The 18,608-nt window shown below is 36.8% G+C and carries 15 protein-coding genes and 1 riboswitch; of the genes, 4 read left to right on the top strand and 11 right to left on the bottom strand.

Annotated features, from left to right (window positions below; genetic code table 11):
• Positions 1-78: 78 nt before the first annotated feature.
• Both IGK91_RS00880 and IGK91_RS00875 read right to left on the bottom strand, forming a co-directional pair.
• Positions 79-936, bottom strand: a complete 858-nt coding sequence (locus tag IGK91_RS00880; RefSeq protein ID WP_010736851.1) for a DUF2382 domain-containing protein — start codon at positions 934-936, stop codon at positions 79-81.
• 335 nt (positions 937-1,271) lie between these two features.
• A complete protein-coding gene (locus tag IGK91_RS00875) occupies positions 1,272-2,597 on the bottom strand; it encodes a hemolysin family protein (protein ID WP_081124974.1) in 1,326 nt (441 codons plus the stop codon).
• Between the two features lie 387 nt (positions 2,598-2,984).
• Between IGK91_RS00875 and IGK91_RS00870 the strand changes: the two genes are divergently transcribed.
• A complete protein-coding gene (locus IGK91_RS00870) occupies positions 2,985-3,902 on the top strand; it encodes a hypothetical protein (protein WP_010736849.1) in 918 nt (305 codons plus the stop codon).
• A 199-nt stretch (positions 3,903-4,101) separates the two neighbouring features.
• Here the strand turns inward: IGK91_RS00870 and IGK91_RS00865 are convergent, their stop codons facing one another.
• The 4 genes from IGK91_RS00865 to rpsO all read right to left on the bottom strand — a co-directional run bounded on the left by IGK91_RS00865 (position 4,102) and on the right by rpsO (position 9,290).
• Positions 4,102-6,096, bottom strand: coding sequence for a KUP/HAK/KT family potassium transporter (locus tag IGK91_RS00865; protein ID WP_010736848.1), 1,995 nt, complete (start codon positions 6,094-6,096; stop codon positions 4,102-4,104).
• Positions 6,097-6,222: 126 nt separating this feature from the next.
• On the bottom strand, positions 6,223-6,480 hold the full coding sequence (locus tag IGK91_RS00860) for a GlsB/YeaQ/YmgE family stress response membrane protein (RefSeq protein ID WP_010720351.1): 258 nt from the start codon (positions 6,478-6,480) through the stop codon (positions 6,223-6,225).
• Positions 6,481-6,714: 234 nt separating this feature from the next.
• Positions 6,715-8,838 (bottom strand): polyribonucleotide nucleotidyltransferase, encoded by a 2,124-nt coding sequence (gene pnp / locus IGK91_RS00855; protein ID WP_081123139.1) that lies wholly within the window; start codon positions 8,836-8,838, stop codon positions 6,715-6,717.
• Positions 8,839-9,020: 182 nt separating this feature from the next.
• The gene (gene rpsO, locus IGK91_RS00850) at positions 9,021-9,290 is read right to left on the bottom strand and encodes a 30S ribosomal protein S15 (RefSeq protein WP_010720353.1); all 270 of its coding nucleotides are present in this window, start codon (positions 9,288-9,290) and stop codon (positions 9,021-9,023) included.
• Between the two features lie 248 nt (positions 9,291-9,538).
• Here rpsO and def point away from each other — a divergent pair, with 248 nt between their 5' ends.
• Entirely contained in the window at positions 9,539-10,102 is a 564-nt protein-coding gene (def, locus tag IGK91_RS00845) for a peptide deformylase (RefSeq protein WP_010720354.1), read from the top strand.
• Between the two features lie 209 nt (positions 10,103-10,311).
• Here def and IGK91_RS00840 read toward each other — a convergent pair whose 3' ends face one another.
• The 5 genes from IGK91_RS00840 to IGK91_RS00820 all read right to left on the bottom strand — a co-directional run bounded on the left by IGK91_RS00840 (position 10,312) and on the right by IGK91_RS00820 (position 15,723).
• Complete coding sequence (locus tag IGK91_RS00840) at positions 10,312-11,184, bottom strand: coiled-coil domain-containing protein (protein ID WP_228022504.1); 873 nt, start codon at positions 11,182-11,184, stop codon at positions 10,312-10,314.
• Between the two features lie 346 nt (positions 11,185-11,530).
• Positions 11,531-13,405 (bottom strand): hypothetical protein, encoded by a 1,875-nt coding sequence (locus IGK91_RS00835; protein ID WP_258924947.1) that lies wholly within the window; start codon positions 13,403-13,405, stop codon positions 11,531-11,533.
• Between the two features lie 237 nt (positions 13,406-13,642).
• The gene (locus tag IGK91_RS00830) at positions 13,643-14,164 is read right to left on the bottom strand and encodes a transcription repressor NadR (RefSeq protein WP_010720360.1); all 522 of its coding nucleotides are present in this window, start codon (positions 14,162-14,164) and stop codon (positions 13,643-13,645) included.
• Positions 14,157-15,008, bottom strand: coding sequence for a chorismate mutase (locus tag IGK91_RS00825; protein ID WP_010736845.1), 852 nt, complete (start codon positions 15,006-15,008; stop codon positions 14,157-14,159). The genes IGK91_RS00830 and IGK91_RS00825 overlap by 8 nt, the downstream gene beginning before the upstream one ends.
• On the bottom strand, positions 14,998-15,723 hold the full coding sequence (locus IGK91_RS00820; protein ID WP_010736844.1) for an NAD-dependent protein deacylase: 726 nt from the start codon (positions 15,721-15,723) through the stop codon (positions 14,998-15,000). Before IGK91_RS00820 ends, IGK91_RS00825 begins: the two co-directional genes overlap by 11 nt.
• A gap of 221 nt (positions 15,724-15,944) precedes the next feature.
• Here IGK91_RS00820 and IGK91_RS00815 point away from each other — a divergent pair, with 221 nt between their 5' ends.
• Both IGK91_RS00815 and IGK91_RS00810 read left to right on the top strand, forming a co-directional pair.
• Complete coding sequence (locus tag IGK91_RS00815) at positions 15,945-16,247, top strand: hypothetical protein (RefSeq protein ID WP_010736843.1); 303 nt, start codon at positions 15,945-15,947, stop codon at positions 16,245-16,247.
• Positions 16,248-16,578: 331 nt separating this feature from the next.
• A riboswitch (Lysine riboswitch) is annotated at positions 16,579-16,753 on the top strand.
• Positions 16,754-17,002: 249 nt separating this feature from the next.
• Positions 17,003-18,598, top strand: coding sequence for an ABC transporter permease subunit (locus IGK91_RS00810; protein ID WP_010720364.1), 1,596 nt, complete (start codon positions 17,003-17,005; stop codon positions 18,596-18,598).
• The last annotated feature ends 10 nt before the right edge of the window (positions 18,599-18,608 follow it).

Genomic DNA, 18,608 nt, shown 5'->3' with positions numbered 1-18,608 from the left:
TCTTTTTTATTAGCAATTTACATGATGTTCCGTTCAAAAAACGAAGGAGTCTGGTTAGATGATTTTAGCGATCAATTATTATATATGATCATTTTTACGAGTATTTTCATCCGTATCTTCTACTCGAACGTCTCCTTTTGTATCAATATCCAACTCTTCACGACTTACTTCTTCCGTCACTTGTTTCATATCTTCATGCTCTTTTTTGTGAATACCTACCTCTTCACGTACTACAGTATGTTTATTGACATCAATTTGTTCTTCTTTAAGAGGAATTGTAATCGTTTCGTCTTCCAAAGAATCATCTGAAATATTATCGCTTGCTTCAGCATTTACTGGTTTTCTTTCGATAACGATTTCTTCACGCTTCACAGGGACTTCCACTGTTTTAGTATCATTAACAACGTGTTTATGGATATCAACTTCCCCAGTTGTCACGTCATGGGTATTGACATCTAACTGTTCTTCTTTGAGTTGAATATTTTCATTATCTGTATTTAATGTATCCGTTGGATCGGGCATACTTTGAGTCCGATCGTTTTCAACAACTGCTTCATTTGGCGCTTTGTAATCTTTAACCGTAATCACTATTTTCCCAGCGGCAATATCCTCTTTGTATGAATACAATGGATCATCGTTAACAGAATCATCCGCTTTTTCTGTATACGAATCTTCCTCATAGGTGTTAGAAGTGAACGTATCTTTGATCCGTTCCCATAGCGAGCGTTCTTCATGCGTGCCTTCAACCTCATCCACATTCGTTTCTACATCAATTCCTGATAAACCAGAAAAACCAAAATTTTGAGCAGCATCTTTTGTCGTATAGATAATGATATCGTCTCGATCGTATCCTTCATCACGCAATTGTTCGATCACTGATAAAGCTTCTTCCCTCGTACTGTAACTACCAATAACTGTTAGATTTCTTTCATTCATGTGAATCCCTCCTGTTAATAGTATGTCTGTATTTAGTGATTCCGCTTACAGATCTATTCTATCGGATATTTTTTTTAGAACAAATATATGGTTTACAAAGTAAAAAAGATGCCAATCCATTCAGCTAAGTCGAATAGATTGGCATCAGTTCTATCGTTTAAAATCTTATGATCAAGAGATCCGTCCACCAAAATGAGTAGGAAGCTTCCGACTAAGGGACAAAAAGAAAGTATAAACATCGGTTTATTCGTTTTTGGTAGTGGTTAGAATGTTTTGTCTTACTTCTCTCATTTTTTTTGATCGTGAAATGTAGGATTTTGTTTATCCCAGATTCTTCATTCTGTTTTATTCGAATCGATACTGTTTTCTGCTATTTCTTGTTTTTTGATTTTAAAATAGTCCACATGTGTATGGGTATATTCTAACACCGTAAATTGAAAAGAATCAATTTGGATCACTGTACCTGTCTTGATGTTTTTTTCATGGTTCGACATAAATCCAGATAGTGTGATAAAAGTAGACTCTTCAAATTCAGGGATCGTAACGTGGAAATAACGACCAAAATCATCTAACGTCAATTTTCCTGAAACAATATAGCTCCCATCTGCTTGTTTCGCTATCAATGCTTCATCCAAATCCGTTTCATCCCGAATTTCCCCCACGATTTCTTCTAAAATATCTTCAATCGTCACTAAACCACTCGTTCCTCCGTACTCATCTTTTAAAATAGCAATATGTTTTCCTTTTTTACGCATGATCGTCAATAATTTTTTGATGGGGATCGTTTCTGAAGTAACGATTGGTTCTTCCACCAACTCATCCACTGTTAATTGATCGTCTTTAAACGACTGCTTAATCAAATCTGGTAAAGTAACATAACCAAGGACGTGATCCTTTGACCCAGAAATAACGGGGTAGCGGGTATGACCTCTTTGAATAGAAGCTTGAATCGCATCTTTCACTGTCTCACCAGCTTCAAAAACCTGCATAGAGGTTCGATCCACTTGGATATCTTTTGCCAACGTATCATCAAATTCAAAGACATTTTCTAAATAATAGTACTCTTCTTTCGTCAACTCTCCTTTTTCATAAGAATTCATAGCCACTAACGTCAATTCTTCTTGAGATAATGTCTCTTCTCCTTCTGAAACTAATTTCACACCTAATACTTTTCCTAAAGCCGCAGCAGAATGATTCAATACCCAAATAAAAGGAAACATTGCTTTATAAAAATAATGCAACGGACGTACAACAAATAAGACCACTTGCTCTGTATTCACGATACTATAACTTTTAGGTAAAAGTTCTCCGATCACCACATCGATATATGTCACCAAGATAAACCCTAATGCGACAGAAATCGTTCCGCTCAATGCTGAGCTAAACGGCAATCGACCGATCCAAGGCTCTAGTAACGCCGCCACTGAGCCTTCGCCAACCCAACCAATGATCAACCCAGTCAAGGTAATTCCTAATTGACTAGCCGACAAGTAGTTATCTAAATGATGCGTGACATGTAATGCTAATTTGGCATTCTTTACATTTTCTCTTTCTAATTGTTCTAAACGTGAACGTCTGATTTTAACTAATGCAAATTCACTAGCTACAAAAAAAGAAGTCACCGCAATCATCAAAAATAATATGGCAAAATTAAGTACCATAACTTCCCACCTCTCTTTTCATGTCCATTGTACCTCTTTTTGAATTTTTTTGGGAAAATAGGTTAAAAAACAACTCCTTCGTCTTCTTAAACGACCGATTTTCTTCACATAAGGTCTCCTACTTTTGATTTTTCTTTTCATTTTTGCGATAACTATCTGATAAATACGATTGATAAATCAGTGATTAAATGTCATTTTTTTCTTTTACTTTCGCAATATTTGTCATTCTTAAATAAGAAGAGGCAACTTTTACTAGACTTTAGGAACATCTTGCATACTCTTGTTAAAAAACCAAAAAATTCTTATTAAAGAAAAAAAAATCTCCTATATCCGAATCATTACTTTACAATGAATTTAATAAAAAATAATTTGAGGGAGATCATTTTTATGCCAAATAATGTGAATAAATCAAATGAAACGACCGATTTTTCATCCAACCAGGAATTACTAAACACAATTAACGCATGGAAGGCAATGCTTAAAGTTTACGGAAAAAACGAAACTTTAGAGACTTTAACTGCATTCAACTATAAAAATTCGGACATCAAATTGATTGCGGATAAGCTTCGGTTACCAAAACCAAGTAATCGAACATCTAGGAAAAAGCTAGTTCTTCCTTCAAACAAAAACACTACCGCCGAGGTGTTCATATCCAAAGATAGGTTACTAGATACTATCAACATATGGAATGCGATGCTTAAAGTTCATGGACCAACAGAAACTTTAGCTGCTCTAGCTACATTCGGCTATGGAAAAGCGGTCACCAAAATGATCACGACTAACCTTCAGTTACCAAAATCAATCAATCGAATAGCTGAAACAGAAAAAATAATTAACGCTTCTAAATCAAAGAAGTCAACCGATTTTTCATCCAACCAGGAGTTACTGAAAACTATTGACAATTTCAAAGAAATGCTTAACACAGGTGAATTAAGCAAAACCTTGGAATGTTTAGCTGAATTAAGCTATACGCCCATAAGTATCAAACTTATCATGGCTAACCTTGACTCGCCAGAAATAAAGGATCGAGAAACTATAACAAAAAAGATAATTGAAGCAAATCAAACAAATATTATAGCGAATTCCGACAAAAATAGAGACAAACTATCAAGTACCCAAAATAATCCACAAACACGAAACAATATGAAAGATTATATCTATAATACTTACATAAAACCAAATACAGTGGAAAATGACTTACATAATAAATCTTGCATAAAAAACTTGACAGAAAAAGCCATAAATAGTGTCCCTAGCGAGCCTTTAAGTAATACGGAAAAAGATAAAACCTCTCCACAACGTTAATCACTAAAAATAGTGAGACTAGGACATAAAGTTTACTCTTCGCTCTAAAAATGAATAAACGGTGTTCTAGAAGTAGCTCTATCGGAAATAAGCCGAAGAATTCCAAAAATATGAGAAACTATTTTCGGATTCTTCGGCTTATTTCTCAAAGCTAGACACTTCTGTCACAACCTCACGTAAATACTTTATTCGCTAAAGTTTAATTTTTCCTTTCTTTTAACCACGTTTTTCTTGTTACACCAATTAGTAACGGTACTGTTTCATGCTTTACTTCACTATACTCTAAACCAAACCAAGTTTCTGGCGTGGTCGCAATTTTTTTAATTGCAAGTTTTGCTTGCATGATTTGTCGTTCCCATTTGCTGAGAGTCGTCACATTTGAGATCACTTCATCAATCAAGATAAATTGGAAATCACCGACTTCTCTTCCCGGAGTTAACGAATAAGTCTGCGGTTGTTTTGGTAATCTTCCTTGTTTCATCAAATCATGAATGATTTGACGAACATAGACATTGATTTCTTGTTGTACTCTGAATCCTAAGAAGAGATTCACTTGTACGACAAAATCAGTATCCATCATATCGATTTGGTATTCTTTCGTATAAGGTTCATCCGTCACTTCCACATGTACGAACCAATATACACGTGCTCTTTTTGGTCGTTTGTCCAGAATCGAGTAGACAAATTGTCTACCAACTTTTCCTTCGGCCATATCTGGTACTAAGAACACCACATTAGTTTGATAAAGTGGCAATGAGTGATCATCTCTTAATTCCGCTAATTGTGGAATGTAATCTTTTAATGCCACATCTTCCGCAGCAGACTCACGGATGATATTTCCTTGTTCCCAAATAAACATGACAGCTAAAATAATGATCGCCATCAACACCGCAACAAACCCTCCGTGGAAAAACTTCACGATACTTGAGATAAAAAAGATGATCTCGATCGCACCAAAAAAGAAAGACACAATCCAGGCGAACCATTTGGAATAGTTGCTTTGGATCAAATAGAAATAAAGAAGTACCGTCGTCATCAACATCGTGACAGTAATTGAAAGTCCATAGGCTGCTTCCATATGATGTGATGTTCGGAAAGTAACCACGATCAACGAACAAGCCAACCATAAAATCAAATTAACCGCGGGAATATACATCTGACCGATACTGTTTCCTGGATACATGATTTTCAAGCGTGGTAAGAGTTTTAACTTAATCGCCTCTGATACCAATGTAAATGATCCAGTAATCAAAGCCTGTGAAGCAATGACCGCAGCGATCGTAGCAAACCCAACGCCAATAATCAACCAACCTTTAGGTAACATTTGGAAAAATGGATTGAGATTATTGATTTGTTGCACCTCTTGATTTTGATAAATATTCAGTAACCAAGCCGCTTGTCCGAAGTAATTCAATACTAAGCAAAGTTTAACGTAAGGCCAACTTAAACGGATATTTAATTTCCCCACATGCCCCAAGTCAGAATACAATGCTTCCGCCCCTGTCGTAGCCAGAAAGATGTTTCCTAAAATAAAGAGACCTAATCGATTGTCTGGACTAAAAAGTAGGCGAATCGCGTAGTAGGGGTTCAACGCTCGGATCACCGTCCAGTCTTGGCTGAAATTTATTAAACCCATCACACCTAAAAAAGTAAACCATAAAAACATGATCGGACCAAACGCTTTTCCTACTATCTCGGTACCGAATCGTTGAACCATAAATAATACGAAAATGATGACTAATGTAATAATGACAATAATATTTTGATTGTTACCGAATCGATCAAAAAATTGTGGGATACCTCTTAACCCCTCGATTGCTGTCGTGACAGTCACCGCTGGGGTCAATACTCCATCAGCAAGTAGAGCAGCTCCACCGATCATTGCTGGTACGATCAAGTATTTACTCCCTTTCCTGACTAGTGTATATAAAGAAAAAATCCCACCCTCACCGTGGTTATCGGCATTTAACGCAATCACCACATACTTGATTGTGGTAAGTAATGTTAGTGTCCAAAAAATCAATGACACCGAACCAAGGACAAATTCAGGATTGATACCTCGTAGTCCTCCGTTATCTTCTACGATGGCCTTCATTACATATAGTGGACTCGTTCCAATATCTCCGTAAACTACACCCATCGCAACTAATAGACCAGCCATTGAAATTTTTTTAGTGTTGTGTTTTGTTGTCAATTGTCCCCCTCTTTTCTACTTTCGTTCACTATCGTATTTTCTTCACAAATCATTGATCTTTTATTTCATGTGATTTACTTAACTAGAGACCCCTACGAAGTGTCAAATCATTATACAAGATTTCATTTAGTAATGTCGACGGATATAGTCTGCTAAAAATGAATACACACCGAGACAAAAAAGAGCTCCTAGCAATGAAGGGATGAGGTAGAATCCTTTGATCGAGGGACCTAATTCACCAAGAACAAATTCTCCTAACCAACTTCCTAAAAAGCCGATCACTACATTTCCAGTGACACCGCCAGGTACATCCTCATTTAAGATCAATCCAGCGAACAGACCTAAAACGCCACCAACGATCAAAGTCAGAAAAAAATAAAGCATCTCGTTCCCTCCTTAAAAAATACACCTTTATTTTATGTTATTTTGAAAATTAGACCAAAGATTATGAATAGCTTTTATCCAAGTAAACTTTCCAGAGGGATTTTAGCTATAAAAAGAAGGAGTAAGACATTGTCTCACTCCTTCTTTTTCAATGTAGCAAAAACAAGTATTTTTCACTGGCGTAGGCGTTTCACCCTTCAGATTACTCTTTTTGCTATTTTATCGTTTGAACGATTATTTTGTTTCTTTTTCAGAACCATCTTCTGTTAACATCGCTTTTCTAGAAAGATTTACGCGACCTTGTTTGTCAATCTCAGTTACTTTGACAAGGACTTCATCACCCAATTTGACTACATCTTCTACTTTATTGACACGGTCATTTGAAAGTTGAGAGATGTGAACCAATCCGTCTTTTCCTTTGATCAAGTTAACGAAAGCACCAAATTTTTCAATACGAACTACTTTTCCTAGATAAACCTCACCGACTTTTACTTCTTTAGTTAAGTCTTCAATGATCTTGATTGCTTTTTGGATCATTTCTTTATCAGATGAAGCAATACTTACTTTACCATCTTGATCGATATCGATTTTCACACCAGTTTCTTCAATGATACCATTGATTGTGTCGCCACCTTTACCGATCACATCTTTGATCTTCGCAGGGTCGATTTGGATCATTTCGATTTTCGGTGCATATGGGCTTAATTCTTCACGAGGTGCTGCAATCGTTGAAGTCAATTCTTCTAAGATTTCCATACGTGCTTGTTTTGCTTGGGCTAGCGCTTCTTTTAGGATTTGTTCCGTAATTCCTTGGATCTTAATATCCATTTGTAGAGCAGTTATCCCATCTTTAGTTCCAGCCACTTTAAAGTCCATATCTCCCAGATGATCTTCTAATCCTTGGATATCTGTTAAAATCGTATAGTTTTCGCCATCTGAAACAAGTCCCATTGCAATCCCTGCAACTGGTGCTTTGATTGGCACACCGGCATCCATCAATGCTAATGTCCCAGCACAGACACTTGCTTGTGAAGAAGAACCATTCGATTCTAAAACTTCTGCCACTAAACGGATTGTATAAGGGAAATCTTCTTCTGAAGGAATCACTTGTGCTAGCGCACGTTCACCTAAAGCACCATGTCCGATTTCACGACGACCAGGTGATCCCGCACGCCCTGTTGAACCAACAGAAAATTGTGGGAAGTTGTAATGGTGGATGAATCGTTTGCTAACTTCTACTCCCAGTCCATCAATAATTTGGTGTTCACCTAGTGGCGCAAGCGTACAAGCAGATAATGCTTGAGTTTGTCCTCGAGTAAACAAACCTGAACCATGAACCCGTGGCAACAAGCTTACTTCTGAAGCTAGTGGACGGATTTCGTCCAATTTACGCCCATCAGGACGAATCTTGTCGATCGTGATCAATTCACGAACTACATCTTTTTCTAAGTCCTCAGTAATTTGTTTTACTTCTTTTAGTAATTGATCTTCCTCTGCATGCCCGATAAATTTTTCGGCATAAGCTTCACGAATATCGATTTTTACTTGTTCGATATTGTCTTCACGAGCTAGTTTTTCTTCTGTCATAACAGCCGTTTTCATCGTAGCATAAGAAGCATCAAAGATTTCTTTTTTCAAATCTGCATCTACTTGTAACAAAGAAACTTCCATTTTCTCTTTGCCGACAGCTTGGACGATTTCTTCTTGGAAAGCAACTAATTCTTTGATTGCATCAAAACCAAATAGTAATGCTCCAAGCATATCTTCTTCAGAAACTTCTTTCGCACCACTTTCAACCATGTTGATTGCTTGTTTTGTACCTGCAACACTTAGTTCAATATCTGTTTGTTCCGCTTGTTCAACTGTTGGATTCAAGACATATTCGCCATTCACACGGCCGACTTCGACACCAGCAATTGGTCCATCAAATGGAATATCTGAAATTGATAATGCTAAAGAAGAACCTAGCATTGCAGCCATCGCAGGTGAACAATCTGTTTCAACACTCATCACGATGTTGGTTACTTGAACTTCGTTACGGAAGCCATCCGCAAACATTGGGCGGATCGGACGGTCGATCAAGCGAGCCGTTAAAGTTGCTTCTGTACTTGGACGACCTTCACGCTTGATAAATCCTCCAGGAATTTTACCGGCAGCATACATCTTTTCTTCATAGTTGATCGTCAACGGGAAGAAGTCAGTATCTTTTGCTTCTTTTGAAGCAACTGCCGCACTTAAAACTACAGTATCTCCATAGCGAACTAAAACTGCTCCGTTCGCTTGTTTTGCTAATTGACCGACTTCGATTTGTAAGGGACGGCCTCCCCATGTCGTTTTGAATATTTGTTTTTCTGACATAATTACTCCTTTTCTTTCTCGTGAAAGCAAGACGCTACTAAACAAATGAAAACCGCCAAACGTCGCTTATCCAGCTTTCATTTGGTTAGTAGGAGTCTATCATGCTTTTTTCGAGAATGGTTGTATTAGGTATTACAGTAAAAAAAGTGAGATTCATTTGAACCCCACTCTTTTTGTCAAAATTAACGGCGTAGACCTAAGCGTTTGATCAATTCGCGGTAACGTTGTACATCAGTCTTACGTAGGTAAGCTAACAAGTTACGACGGTGACCAACTTTTTTCATTAGGCCACGGTATGAATGATGATCTTTTTTATGCATACGTGCATGTTCATTCAAGTGGTTGATTTCTTCCGTTAATACAGCGATTTGTACTTCTGGAGAACCAGTATCCCCTTCATGGCGTGCATAGTCTTTGATGATTTCATTTTTACGTTCTTTTGAAATTGCCATTTCTTTCACCTCTTTCGATTATTCCCCTGTGACTGAGTAAAACGTTGGTGATTCGCTTAACCAAGTAACAGGCGATATGCCTTACGCATACAGCTATACTTTACCTGAATATACTGGAGAAATCAAGTGAAGAATCATTAAGAAAATTTAGTTTTTAAACAAACTTTCTCCTACTTTTTAAATTTTATGTTAAACTATAATGCGAAAATAGACGTATAACTGTCTAAAAAGAAAGGGGTACATATTCCATGATCACAATGGATAATATCATCCGTGAAGGAAATCCTACTTTGCGGGAAGTAGCGGAAGAAGTTGCTCTCCCATTAAGCAAAGAAAATATCGACCTAGGAAAAGAAATGCTCGAATTCCTGAAAAATAGCCAAGATCCAATCAAAGCGGAAGAATTAAACTTACGTGGAGGGGTTGGTTTAGCTGCTCCTCAACTAGATATTTCTAAACGCATCATTGCTGTACACGTGCCAAGCCCTGATCCAGAAGTAACAGAACCCACGCTAAGTACGGTAATGTATAATCCAAAAATCCTTAGTCACTCAGTTCAAGATGCTTGCCTTGGCGAAGGAGAAGGCTGTTTATCTGTTGACCGAGAAGTACCTGGCTACGTAGTCCGCCACGCTAAGATCACGGTTTCTTATACAGATATGAATGGCGAGAAACATAAAATCCGCTTGAAAAATTATGAGGCAATCGTTGTCCAACACGAAATTGATCATATCAACGGCGTGATGTTCTACGACCATATCAACGAAAAGAATCCATTTGCCCTTAAAGAAGGCGTATTGGTGATTGAATAAAAATGATTGAAAGTTGTATTTCAATCTAAATGACTCGTAAGAAATTGAACTAAAAAGCAGCATCTTCGAAAAAACAAGTAGCGATTTTCGAAGATGCTGCTTTTTAGCGTGGAGAGACCCACTCCTTTTTTATATTACTAAGAATCAGCGAGGCTATACTTTAAACTGATTAAAAAAACGGATTGGGAATGTTCTGCTTTCTTGATTCATTAGTGATCCCTTCCACTCTGTACTCTACCCGTCTTTTCCTTTGGATCTTTTTGTCGAACGGTTCTCATCCACAAACTAGCTAAACGTTCTTTCAACTTTCTCTTCTTACGTGGACTTTCTGGTTCTCTAAATTTTTTAGAAAGGTAGGCGCCATTCTTTACATAAAATAGGAAATTGTGTGTCTTCTCTAGTTCCTCTGTTAGAGAATTTGACTTACATTGTAATTTCTCCATTCGGTCATTTTGTTTCTCCGGGAGTTGGTTTAACATAAACTCCTTTTTCTCTATTCGATCATTTGATTTCTCTAATGCATCGATTCTTGCTTTAAGTTCAGCAATTTCTCGCTCGAGATTCTTCTTTTCCCCCATTGCTTGGTTTATTCGGTTGGTTGTTTTTAACGAACGTTCTATTTCATCGATCATTTCCATCCATTTGTCTAACTGTTTTTCTCCATTCTGTTGCGCATAGCATTGATTCTCTCGCTGAGCACGAAGTTGCTGAGTCAAGATTTTTAATTGATCTTTGCGTTCTCCTATTGGCTCATCTTCTTGCATTAATTGATTTTTAGTAATTTCTGTCTCTAATTCAGAATTTGATACTTTTAATTTATTGATCCCAACTTTAATTTTTTCAATTTGACCTTCTATTTTTTTTAATATATGTACTATTTCTGGAGTATTTTTGCATTTTATATTTTCAATTATTGTTTCTGCTTCAGATCGTAACGCAAGATCTTTCTCGCATCTTTTTCTAGCCATCAAATTAAAGAGCGTGGTATTATTACTCGGCAATTGTTTTATTTTATCCTCAACTGTATTTTTATCATATAGATCAGATTGTATCAGAACAGCCTGCGACTTGTATATTTCCACCACGAAACTTTTCCACTTCTCTAATTCTTTTTTTGCAGAATATGGGTCCCGCCAGTCATATTCAGAAGAGTTTAATTTGATTTCTTGTAGTTTTGTTTGTATTTTAACTATTCGTTCTGCTAGTGCTCGTAAAAACGCATTTATTTCTGAAACAGGTCGTTGATTTATCTCAGATTGTAGCTTATCTGCTTGTGCTCTAAATTCTAGATCCTCTTGACAAATGGTAAGATTTTTTTTAAGAGATTCTTTGTACGCTCACTTCTATCGAAAAACGATCCCCAGTAGTCATCGATCCAACTGATCGTTTGTTCAACGGTGCTTTGTTCGTATAAAAAGGGGAATTCTGCTATGTTTTTTTCCGCTTTTCCAACATTTCAATACTCTTTAATTCAGATAGTAAACTTTTCTTGCATCTCATCCAAAAACTAATCTGTTGTTCCAGTGCGTTATCTCCAAAATTTTTTGTCTTTAATTCATTGATACGCTGTTCTGCTATATTTGCATATTCAGCAAGCTTTTCTTTCGATAGATAACTAAGCTCTTTCTGTACATAATTTTTCATAGATAAACGTTGAGATTGTTCTTTTATTAGCTTAGATTGAGCATCCTTCCATTTATTTAGGAGACTTTTTACAGTCTGATTTTTATTTAAAGAGCCATTTAACATTGATATTTGTAAGCTAGCTTCCTTTAATTTTACGTTGATTTCATCATCCGAAAAGCAAATCACATTTTCTGACAGTTTATTAACTGCTACTGCTTCTTCGCGCCAAGCTTTTTCCCGTTGCCGTTTATTTAATTCGTTTTCGATCTTTCTCTTCGTATCTTTCCATAAATGACTTTTATTCTCAATTAATTCATTTTCGTTATAATAACTGTAATAATCTATGTAATCTTTCGATAGCTTTAACAGCTTAGCTAATTCAGAAGCAGGGATTGAAGACCGATTTTCAGAAAATTGATTTAAGTCTGCTAAACTTTGTTGCTCAACTTTGCGATGAAGTACTTCAAGCTGTTGTGTTAGTTGAGAAAACTCATTAGTAACAGTTGTAACCATCTTTTGATCTTTTAAATGAGGGAATCGTTCACTTAAGATAGTTAATTTAAATTTTACACTAGTTGTTAATTGCAGAAGTTCAACTGGCGAAACATCTTGACTTAAAAAATGACTATCAATGATTGAAGGTTCTTGCTCAATTTCTGGTCCCAACAAAGTATAGGGTTTCTCCTGTGGGAGGACGTGTAACTGATGGTCGTGATCAAAAGTGAATACTCGTCCGTTTAGTCCTGAATCATTCTGTAGATTGTAAAAACCATCCTCTAGCTCATGAGGAATAAGTAGTTGGGTGTTTTGATTATGCCGGACCAATATTACAGCCACTTCTTCTATCCAAGCATCTAGCCCATCAAAGAAATCGTCACATAAAAGATATTCAAATTTTGTACTAACTTGCTGAAACTCTTTTCCTAATGTCAGACCATTTTCCTCAAAAGGAACATACAGCGAAAAATTCTTAAGAAAGTCTTGACGAACGTAGGGATTATCTAACACCAAACTATGGTCATATATAAAATTCTCAATCATATTTTTATAATCGTTTATATTTTCCGCTTCTTTTAAATTCAAGCTGGATTCTGGATCATAGAAAAGTGTGGTTTTACCATTAGAAAGAATATTTTCAAGTGACGTTTTTTCTTCCCACGGCAAATTAAGTGAACATTCTCCTTGACGATTGAACACACTCATTCGTTCTTTTAACTCTTCTCGTGCAAGATATAACTGATGTACGGGCATTTCATCGTTAGGAGTATACGCTTTTATTTTAGGATCATAATAACAAAGTAGTTGGACATCAGGAGTTCGTTTAACTACTTCTAAAGCTATTTTCCCCATTTTATCCGTTATTGCTTTTTCTAAACTATCTTTAGACAAATTATGAACGCTGAGACTTCCCTGATCCCACATACTATTGAAAGAAAAATCTTCAGAATTTCGTGTCACCTCTTGAATGGCGTTCCACAAACGTTTTTCTTTTGCAGCTGGAGGTAAATGATCCAAAAAATTCCTGAAAAATTGTTGTCTACGGGTATGATCCATTAGTTTGTCTTGATTGGCAAATAGCACCTCTGCTAAATCCTTCGAATAATCATTTGTGGATTCCACCACCTCAAAGTCACCTTTAATCACTGTTTTTTCAGACTGATAAATCCATCCTATCATGCGCTTCAACTCCTATATTTTATTTATGTCACGAATGCTTCTGTAAGAAGTAGTATCAAAAAATAAATTCAGCTACAAAACTTCCTATTGTCCCATTTTACTTAGAAAATGAAACTAGTTTCTTCCTTCTTTTTCAAAAAAATAAAATAACTGGTACGATTCATAAATGGACAAATCATACCAGTTATTTATTATTTAATGTTCTTAAATATTCATCCCAGACTACTCTGCTCTTCATTAGCCTTCGTAGAGAATTCCTGCTTTTATCAACTGTTGCTTAATCGTTCTCAACACATTAGTATCTGGATAACGGATGGTATGCAGATGAATCCCATCGGTCAGCTCAGATAACAACGTAGCATTACTTTTTTTATAGCGTTTCATAAACAATTCAATTTCTTGAGTTGTTTGGATATGAAGCATGCCTGTCAACTCACCATATAAGGGATGTTCTACAATGACATCTAAAACTTCGCCACCAGCTTCAACGATCAAGCGCAACTCTTCTTCTGTTTGCTCACGACCATGTTGGACAGCAATCTTGCTCACTAAGCCGTTCTGTGTTTCATTGGTTTCAAGAACGTAACCTCTTGCCGTTGCAATAATAGCCGCGCCTGATGCTCTTAACAATGCAATGTCTCCGACGATAATTTGACGGCTCACTTGAAACCGTGAAGCGAATTTGCTGGCACTGACCGGTTTTTCTTCATTTGCCAGGGTATGCAGGATTTCTTTACGCCGTGCTTCTCCATCAATCATCCACTTTCTCCCCATTTAATTCATTTTGATAGTCACGAGAATGTTTCATCAGATCGATATATGTCGCTGTGATCGTTTCTTTATATTTCGTATTTTCTAACCGACTAGCGATTTTTTCTAATACTTCTTGCTCCCTTTTTTCGTCATAGACTGCTTTTTTCGATGCTTGTTTGGTTTCGCCAATTTTCGTTACCGTGTCCATACGTTTTTCTAGTAATTTGACGATTTGTTGATCAATCTGATCGATTGTTTGACGTAAGTCTTCAAGTTTTTCTGGTTGTTGATCTTCTAATATTTTTTTGATTACTCGAGCAGGATTACCTGCAATCACTACATTATCAGGAAAAGATTTAGTTACAACAGAACCCGCTCCAACTACGACATTGTTTCCTAACGTAACACCTGGCGTAATGATCACACCACCACCAAGCCAGACATTATGACCAATTTTGATTGGTTTCGCATATTCTAAGCCACTATTTCTTTTCACTGGATGAAGTGGATGAGTGGCTGTATAAAGTTGAACATTTGGCGCAAACATGCAATTGTCGCCGATTTCGATCGTACTTACATCTAAAAATGTACAGTTGTAGTTCGCATAGAAGTTTTCACCTACACGAATATTGTAACCATAATCAAAATTGATCGTTGGCTCCATGTAGATTTTTTCTCCCGTTTTTCCAAAGGTTTCTTTTAGTAATTGAGAACGTAGCTCTGCTGTTTCTGCTTGGTTGATGATCGTACTTTGGCTTCTTGCGTATTGACGATCCGCTACTAATTCCGGATCATTAGCAAAATATAATTCGCCAGCAATCATTTTTTCTTTTTCTGTTCTAATGGTCATAATTTGCTCCTTTTGATAATTTTTCAAATACTATAGCACCGTCCGTTTGCAGAAAATCATATTCTTGGTCTAACTGGATTGGCTCTTGGTTGATTACTAAGATTTGAGACTTCGTATTACGAAATTGGATTAAGTCACAAAACGGGTGTACTTGAAAACTCGTTCCGACGATGACGATCAACTCTGCTTGTTGAACAGCCGATGTTGCTCGCTCTATGACTTCATCATTAAATCCTTCCCCATACAACACGATATCTGGTCGAATTTGTCCCCCACATGTTGCATGTTGATCTGTTTGTAAATAGGTTTCCCAAGAAACGGTGTTCCCACATTTCCTACAATAGCAATGATAAAGATTTCCGTGAAAATTCACAAGTTTTGGACTTCCCGCTTTTTCATGTAATCCATCGATATTTTGGGAAACTACCCAAACTTGCTTTTTTGAGGCTAACTTTGCCATTTCTAAGTGAATAATATTTGGTCTTGCTGTTGGATGATAGATTTTTTTCACAAATGAATAAAATTTTTGTGGCTCATTGTTCATTGCTTCATGACTTAGAAGGTATTCGGGTTGTTCCAATCCATGATAGATTCCTTTTAACGATCGATAGTCGGGAATACCAGAAGGCGTTGATACCCCAGCGCCAGTTAGGAAAGTGATTTTTGAACTAGTGGCTATTGTTGCTACCGCTTCTTCAACGGTTACTTTTTTCATTTCCTTTCACCTCTCTCTTATTATACATCTATCTTTCGTTTATTGATTGATCGTACTTTTTATTCAAACGATTTCATTTTTTGAGAAACATCTCACAATATAGACTGACAAACCAATGAAAACGTGCTACAATACTGCTAGATTCTTCGGTATGATCATCACTATTGCTATCTAATAGTACGATAAACCAAGCATATAGAACAAAAGTGAGGTGAGTTGGTATGGTACCATCCATTATTTACTGGGGCGTGATTTTAGCTTGTATCGCCTGGTTAGCATTAAGTATTTATTTTTCAATTTTTTACCTTGCTCGTAAAGAAAATGGAAATCTTTGGGCATTTGCATTTTTCAATGTACTTGCTGCGATCGTTTTAGCGATTACCTTAGTTATTTTCCGAACATGGGGTTGGGGAATCACTCAATATTCAAGTCTGATTTATCTAATATTGGCTATTTATGGCGTAACGATTATTCTTCAAGCAATCTTAGGTCGTGAAAAAAAAGTAGTTAGTAAAACAGCATAATAAACAGAAAGCCAGGATCGAAAATGATTGATCGGGTCAGCTATTGCTAAGCAGCTCATCTTTTCGACTGCTTTACTTTATATTTATATAATGAGTAGGAATTAGGACACTTAAATAGATTCGTGTCCTAATTTTTATTTATTTAATGAATAATTATTCTTTTACAACTCTCGCTCTTTTTGAATATCATTTTTCTTATTTTTTGTATAATTATAGAAATTTTCTATAGCTATCAATACTTCACAAGAAAACTTCTGTTATAGATTGACAAAGTGCTTTGTCTATCGTAAACTATTTTTTGTATAAATAACTGAATACGAGATACCTCAATCAATGAGGTAGAGGTCGCGAGAATCATTAACCCTGTGGAGTGAAGCAAACACCGTGAAGCAGGACTAGGGAAGATCGCCGAAATGTACTCTTCTTTGCTTGAAGTTTACGTTGGGACACAAGTTAAGAGCTTGTGGACTGTCTTAGCAGTGATGCTAAGTTGCGCTATGTTTTGTGAGAGGTTTATCACTTTTGTGAAATGTTAGCGACCCTTTTATATTCTTGAAGCGGTCGTTTTTTATTTCTCCTGATAAGCTACTGCAACGCATTTGTTTAACCGCTCGTAAAAAAATTATGCGTAAACAGTTAATTTGATAAGTACGTCTATCTGACAGTAAAATTAAGTTAGCTGAAGCGGAACTTCGCCCGTTTCATTCCTGATGAAATCGTCGAGCCGTATGTGTAAAAAGAAAAGGAGAAAGATTATGAAAAAAAGTTCAGTTACACTTACCCTATTGATGGCATTTATTTTTTCATTCTTCACTGTAGGAAGTTTCGTGAATGCCGATGAGAAAACACCAACAGATGAGTTCCGTGTAGGTATGGAAGCGGGGTATGCCCCTTTCAACTGGTCACAGCAAACAGATGCCAACAACGCTGTACCGATCCAAGGTCAAAAAAGCTATGCTGGTGGTTATGACGTCCAAATTGCCAAAAAAGTTGCGGATGGATTAGGGAAAAAATTAGTCATCATGCAAACCAAATGGGATGGATTAGCCCCTGCGTTACAATCTGGCAAAATCGATGCGATCATTGCTGGGATGAGCCCCACAGCAGAACGTAAAAAAGAAATTGATTTTACCGATCCTTATTATGAATCACAACTTGTTGTAGTCGTCAAAAAAGATAGTAAATATGCCAATGCAAAAAGTTTGGCGGATCTATCAAATGCTAAGATTACTGCTCAATTGAATACTTTCCATTATAATGTCATCGATCAAATTCCTGATGTGCAAAAGCAACAAGCAATGGATAACTTCTCTGCGATGCGTACCGCTCTTGCTTCAGGTATGATTGATGGTTATGTCAGCGAACGACCTGAAGGGGTAACAGCAACTAGCGTCAATAAAGATTTAAAAATGTTAGAATTTACTGGTCAGAATGGTTTTCAAACAAATCCTGAAGATGTCCAAATCGCTATTGGAATGCGTAAAGGTGACCCAGATATCCAAAAAGTTAACCAAATTCTTAGCGGTATCTCTCAAAAAGAACGTACAGAAATTATGGATCAAGCAATCAAAGATCAACCCGCTTCAACAAATACAGAGGGAGAAAAAGCTGGTTTGTTCACTGATTTCAAAACGATTTGGGATCAATATGGGAATATGTTCCTTCGTGGTGCAGGACTTACGTTATTTATTGCATTGATTGGGACAGTTATTGGAACTACCTTAGGCTTGTTGATCGGTGTTTTCCGTTCTATTCCTGAGTCTGACAATGCCGTGACACGTTTCTTCCAAAAGTTAGCAAATTTACTACTATCGATTTATATTGAAATATTCCGTGGAACACCAATGATGGTTCAAGCTATGGTCGTCTTTTACGGATTAGCATTAGCCTTTGGAATCTCCCTTGATCGTACAATTGCTGCCTTATTCATTGTATCGATCAATACTGGGGCTTATATGACTGAAATCGTCCGTGGTGGTATTTTTGCTGTCGATGAAGGACAATTTGAAGCAGCGCAAGCAATTGGTATGACACATGGACAAACAATGCGAAAAGTAGTTGTTCCTCAGGTCTTACGTAACATCTTACCTGCGACCGGGAATGAATTTGTTATCAATATCAAAGATACAGCAGTCTTAAGTGTTATTGGTGTAGCTGATCTATTCTTCCAAGGGAACTCTGCTGCAGGAGCAAACTTCCAATTCTTCCAAACATTTACAATCGTAGGTATCATTTACTTGGTTATGACCTTTACGATTACCAGAATCTTGCGTGTAGTGGAGAAAAAAATCGATGGTCCTTCAGCCTATACAAAAATTGAAGAAGTTGACAACGCCAACTTGCAGGAATAAGGAGGAAGAA

It is taken from the genome of Enterococcus sp. DIV1208 (genome assembly GCF_050530455.1).
Classification (GTDB): Bacteria; Bacillota; Bacilli; order Lactobacillales; family Enterococcaceae; genus Enterococcus_B; species Enterococcus_B hirae.
This window is presented reverse-complemented; position numbering and strand designations above follow the sequence as displayed.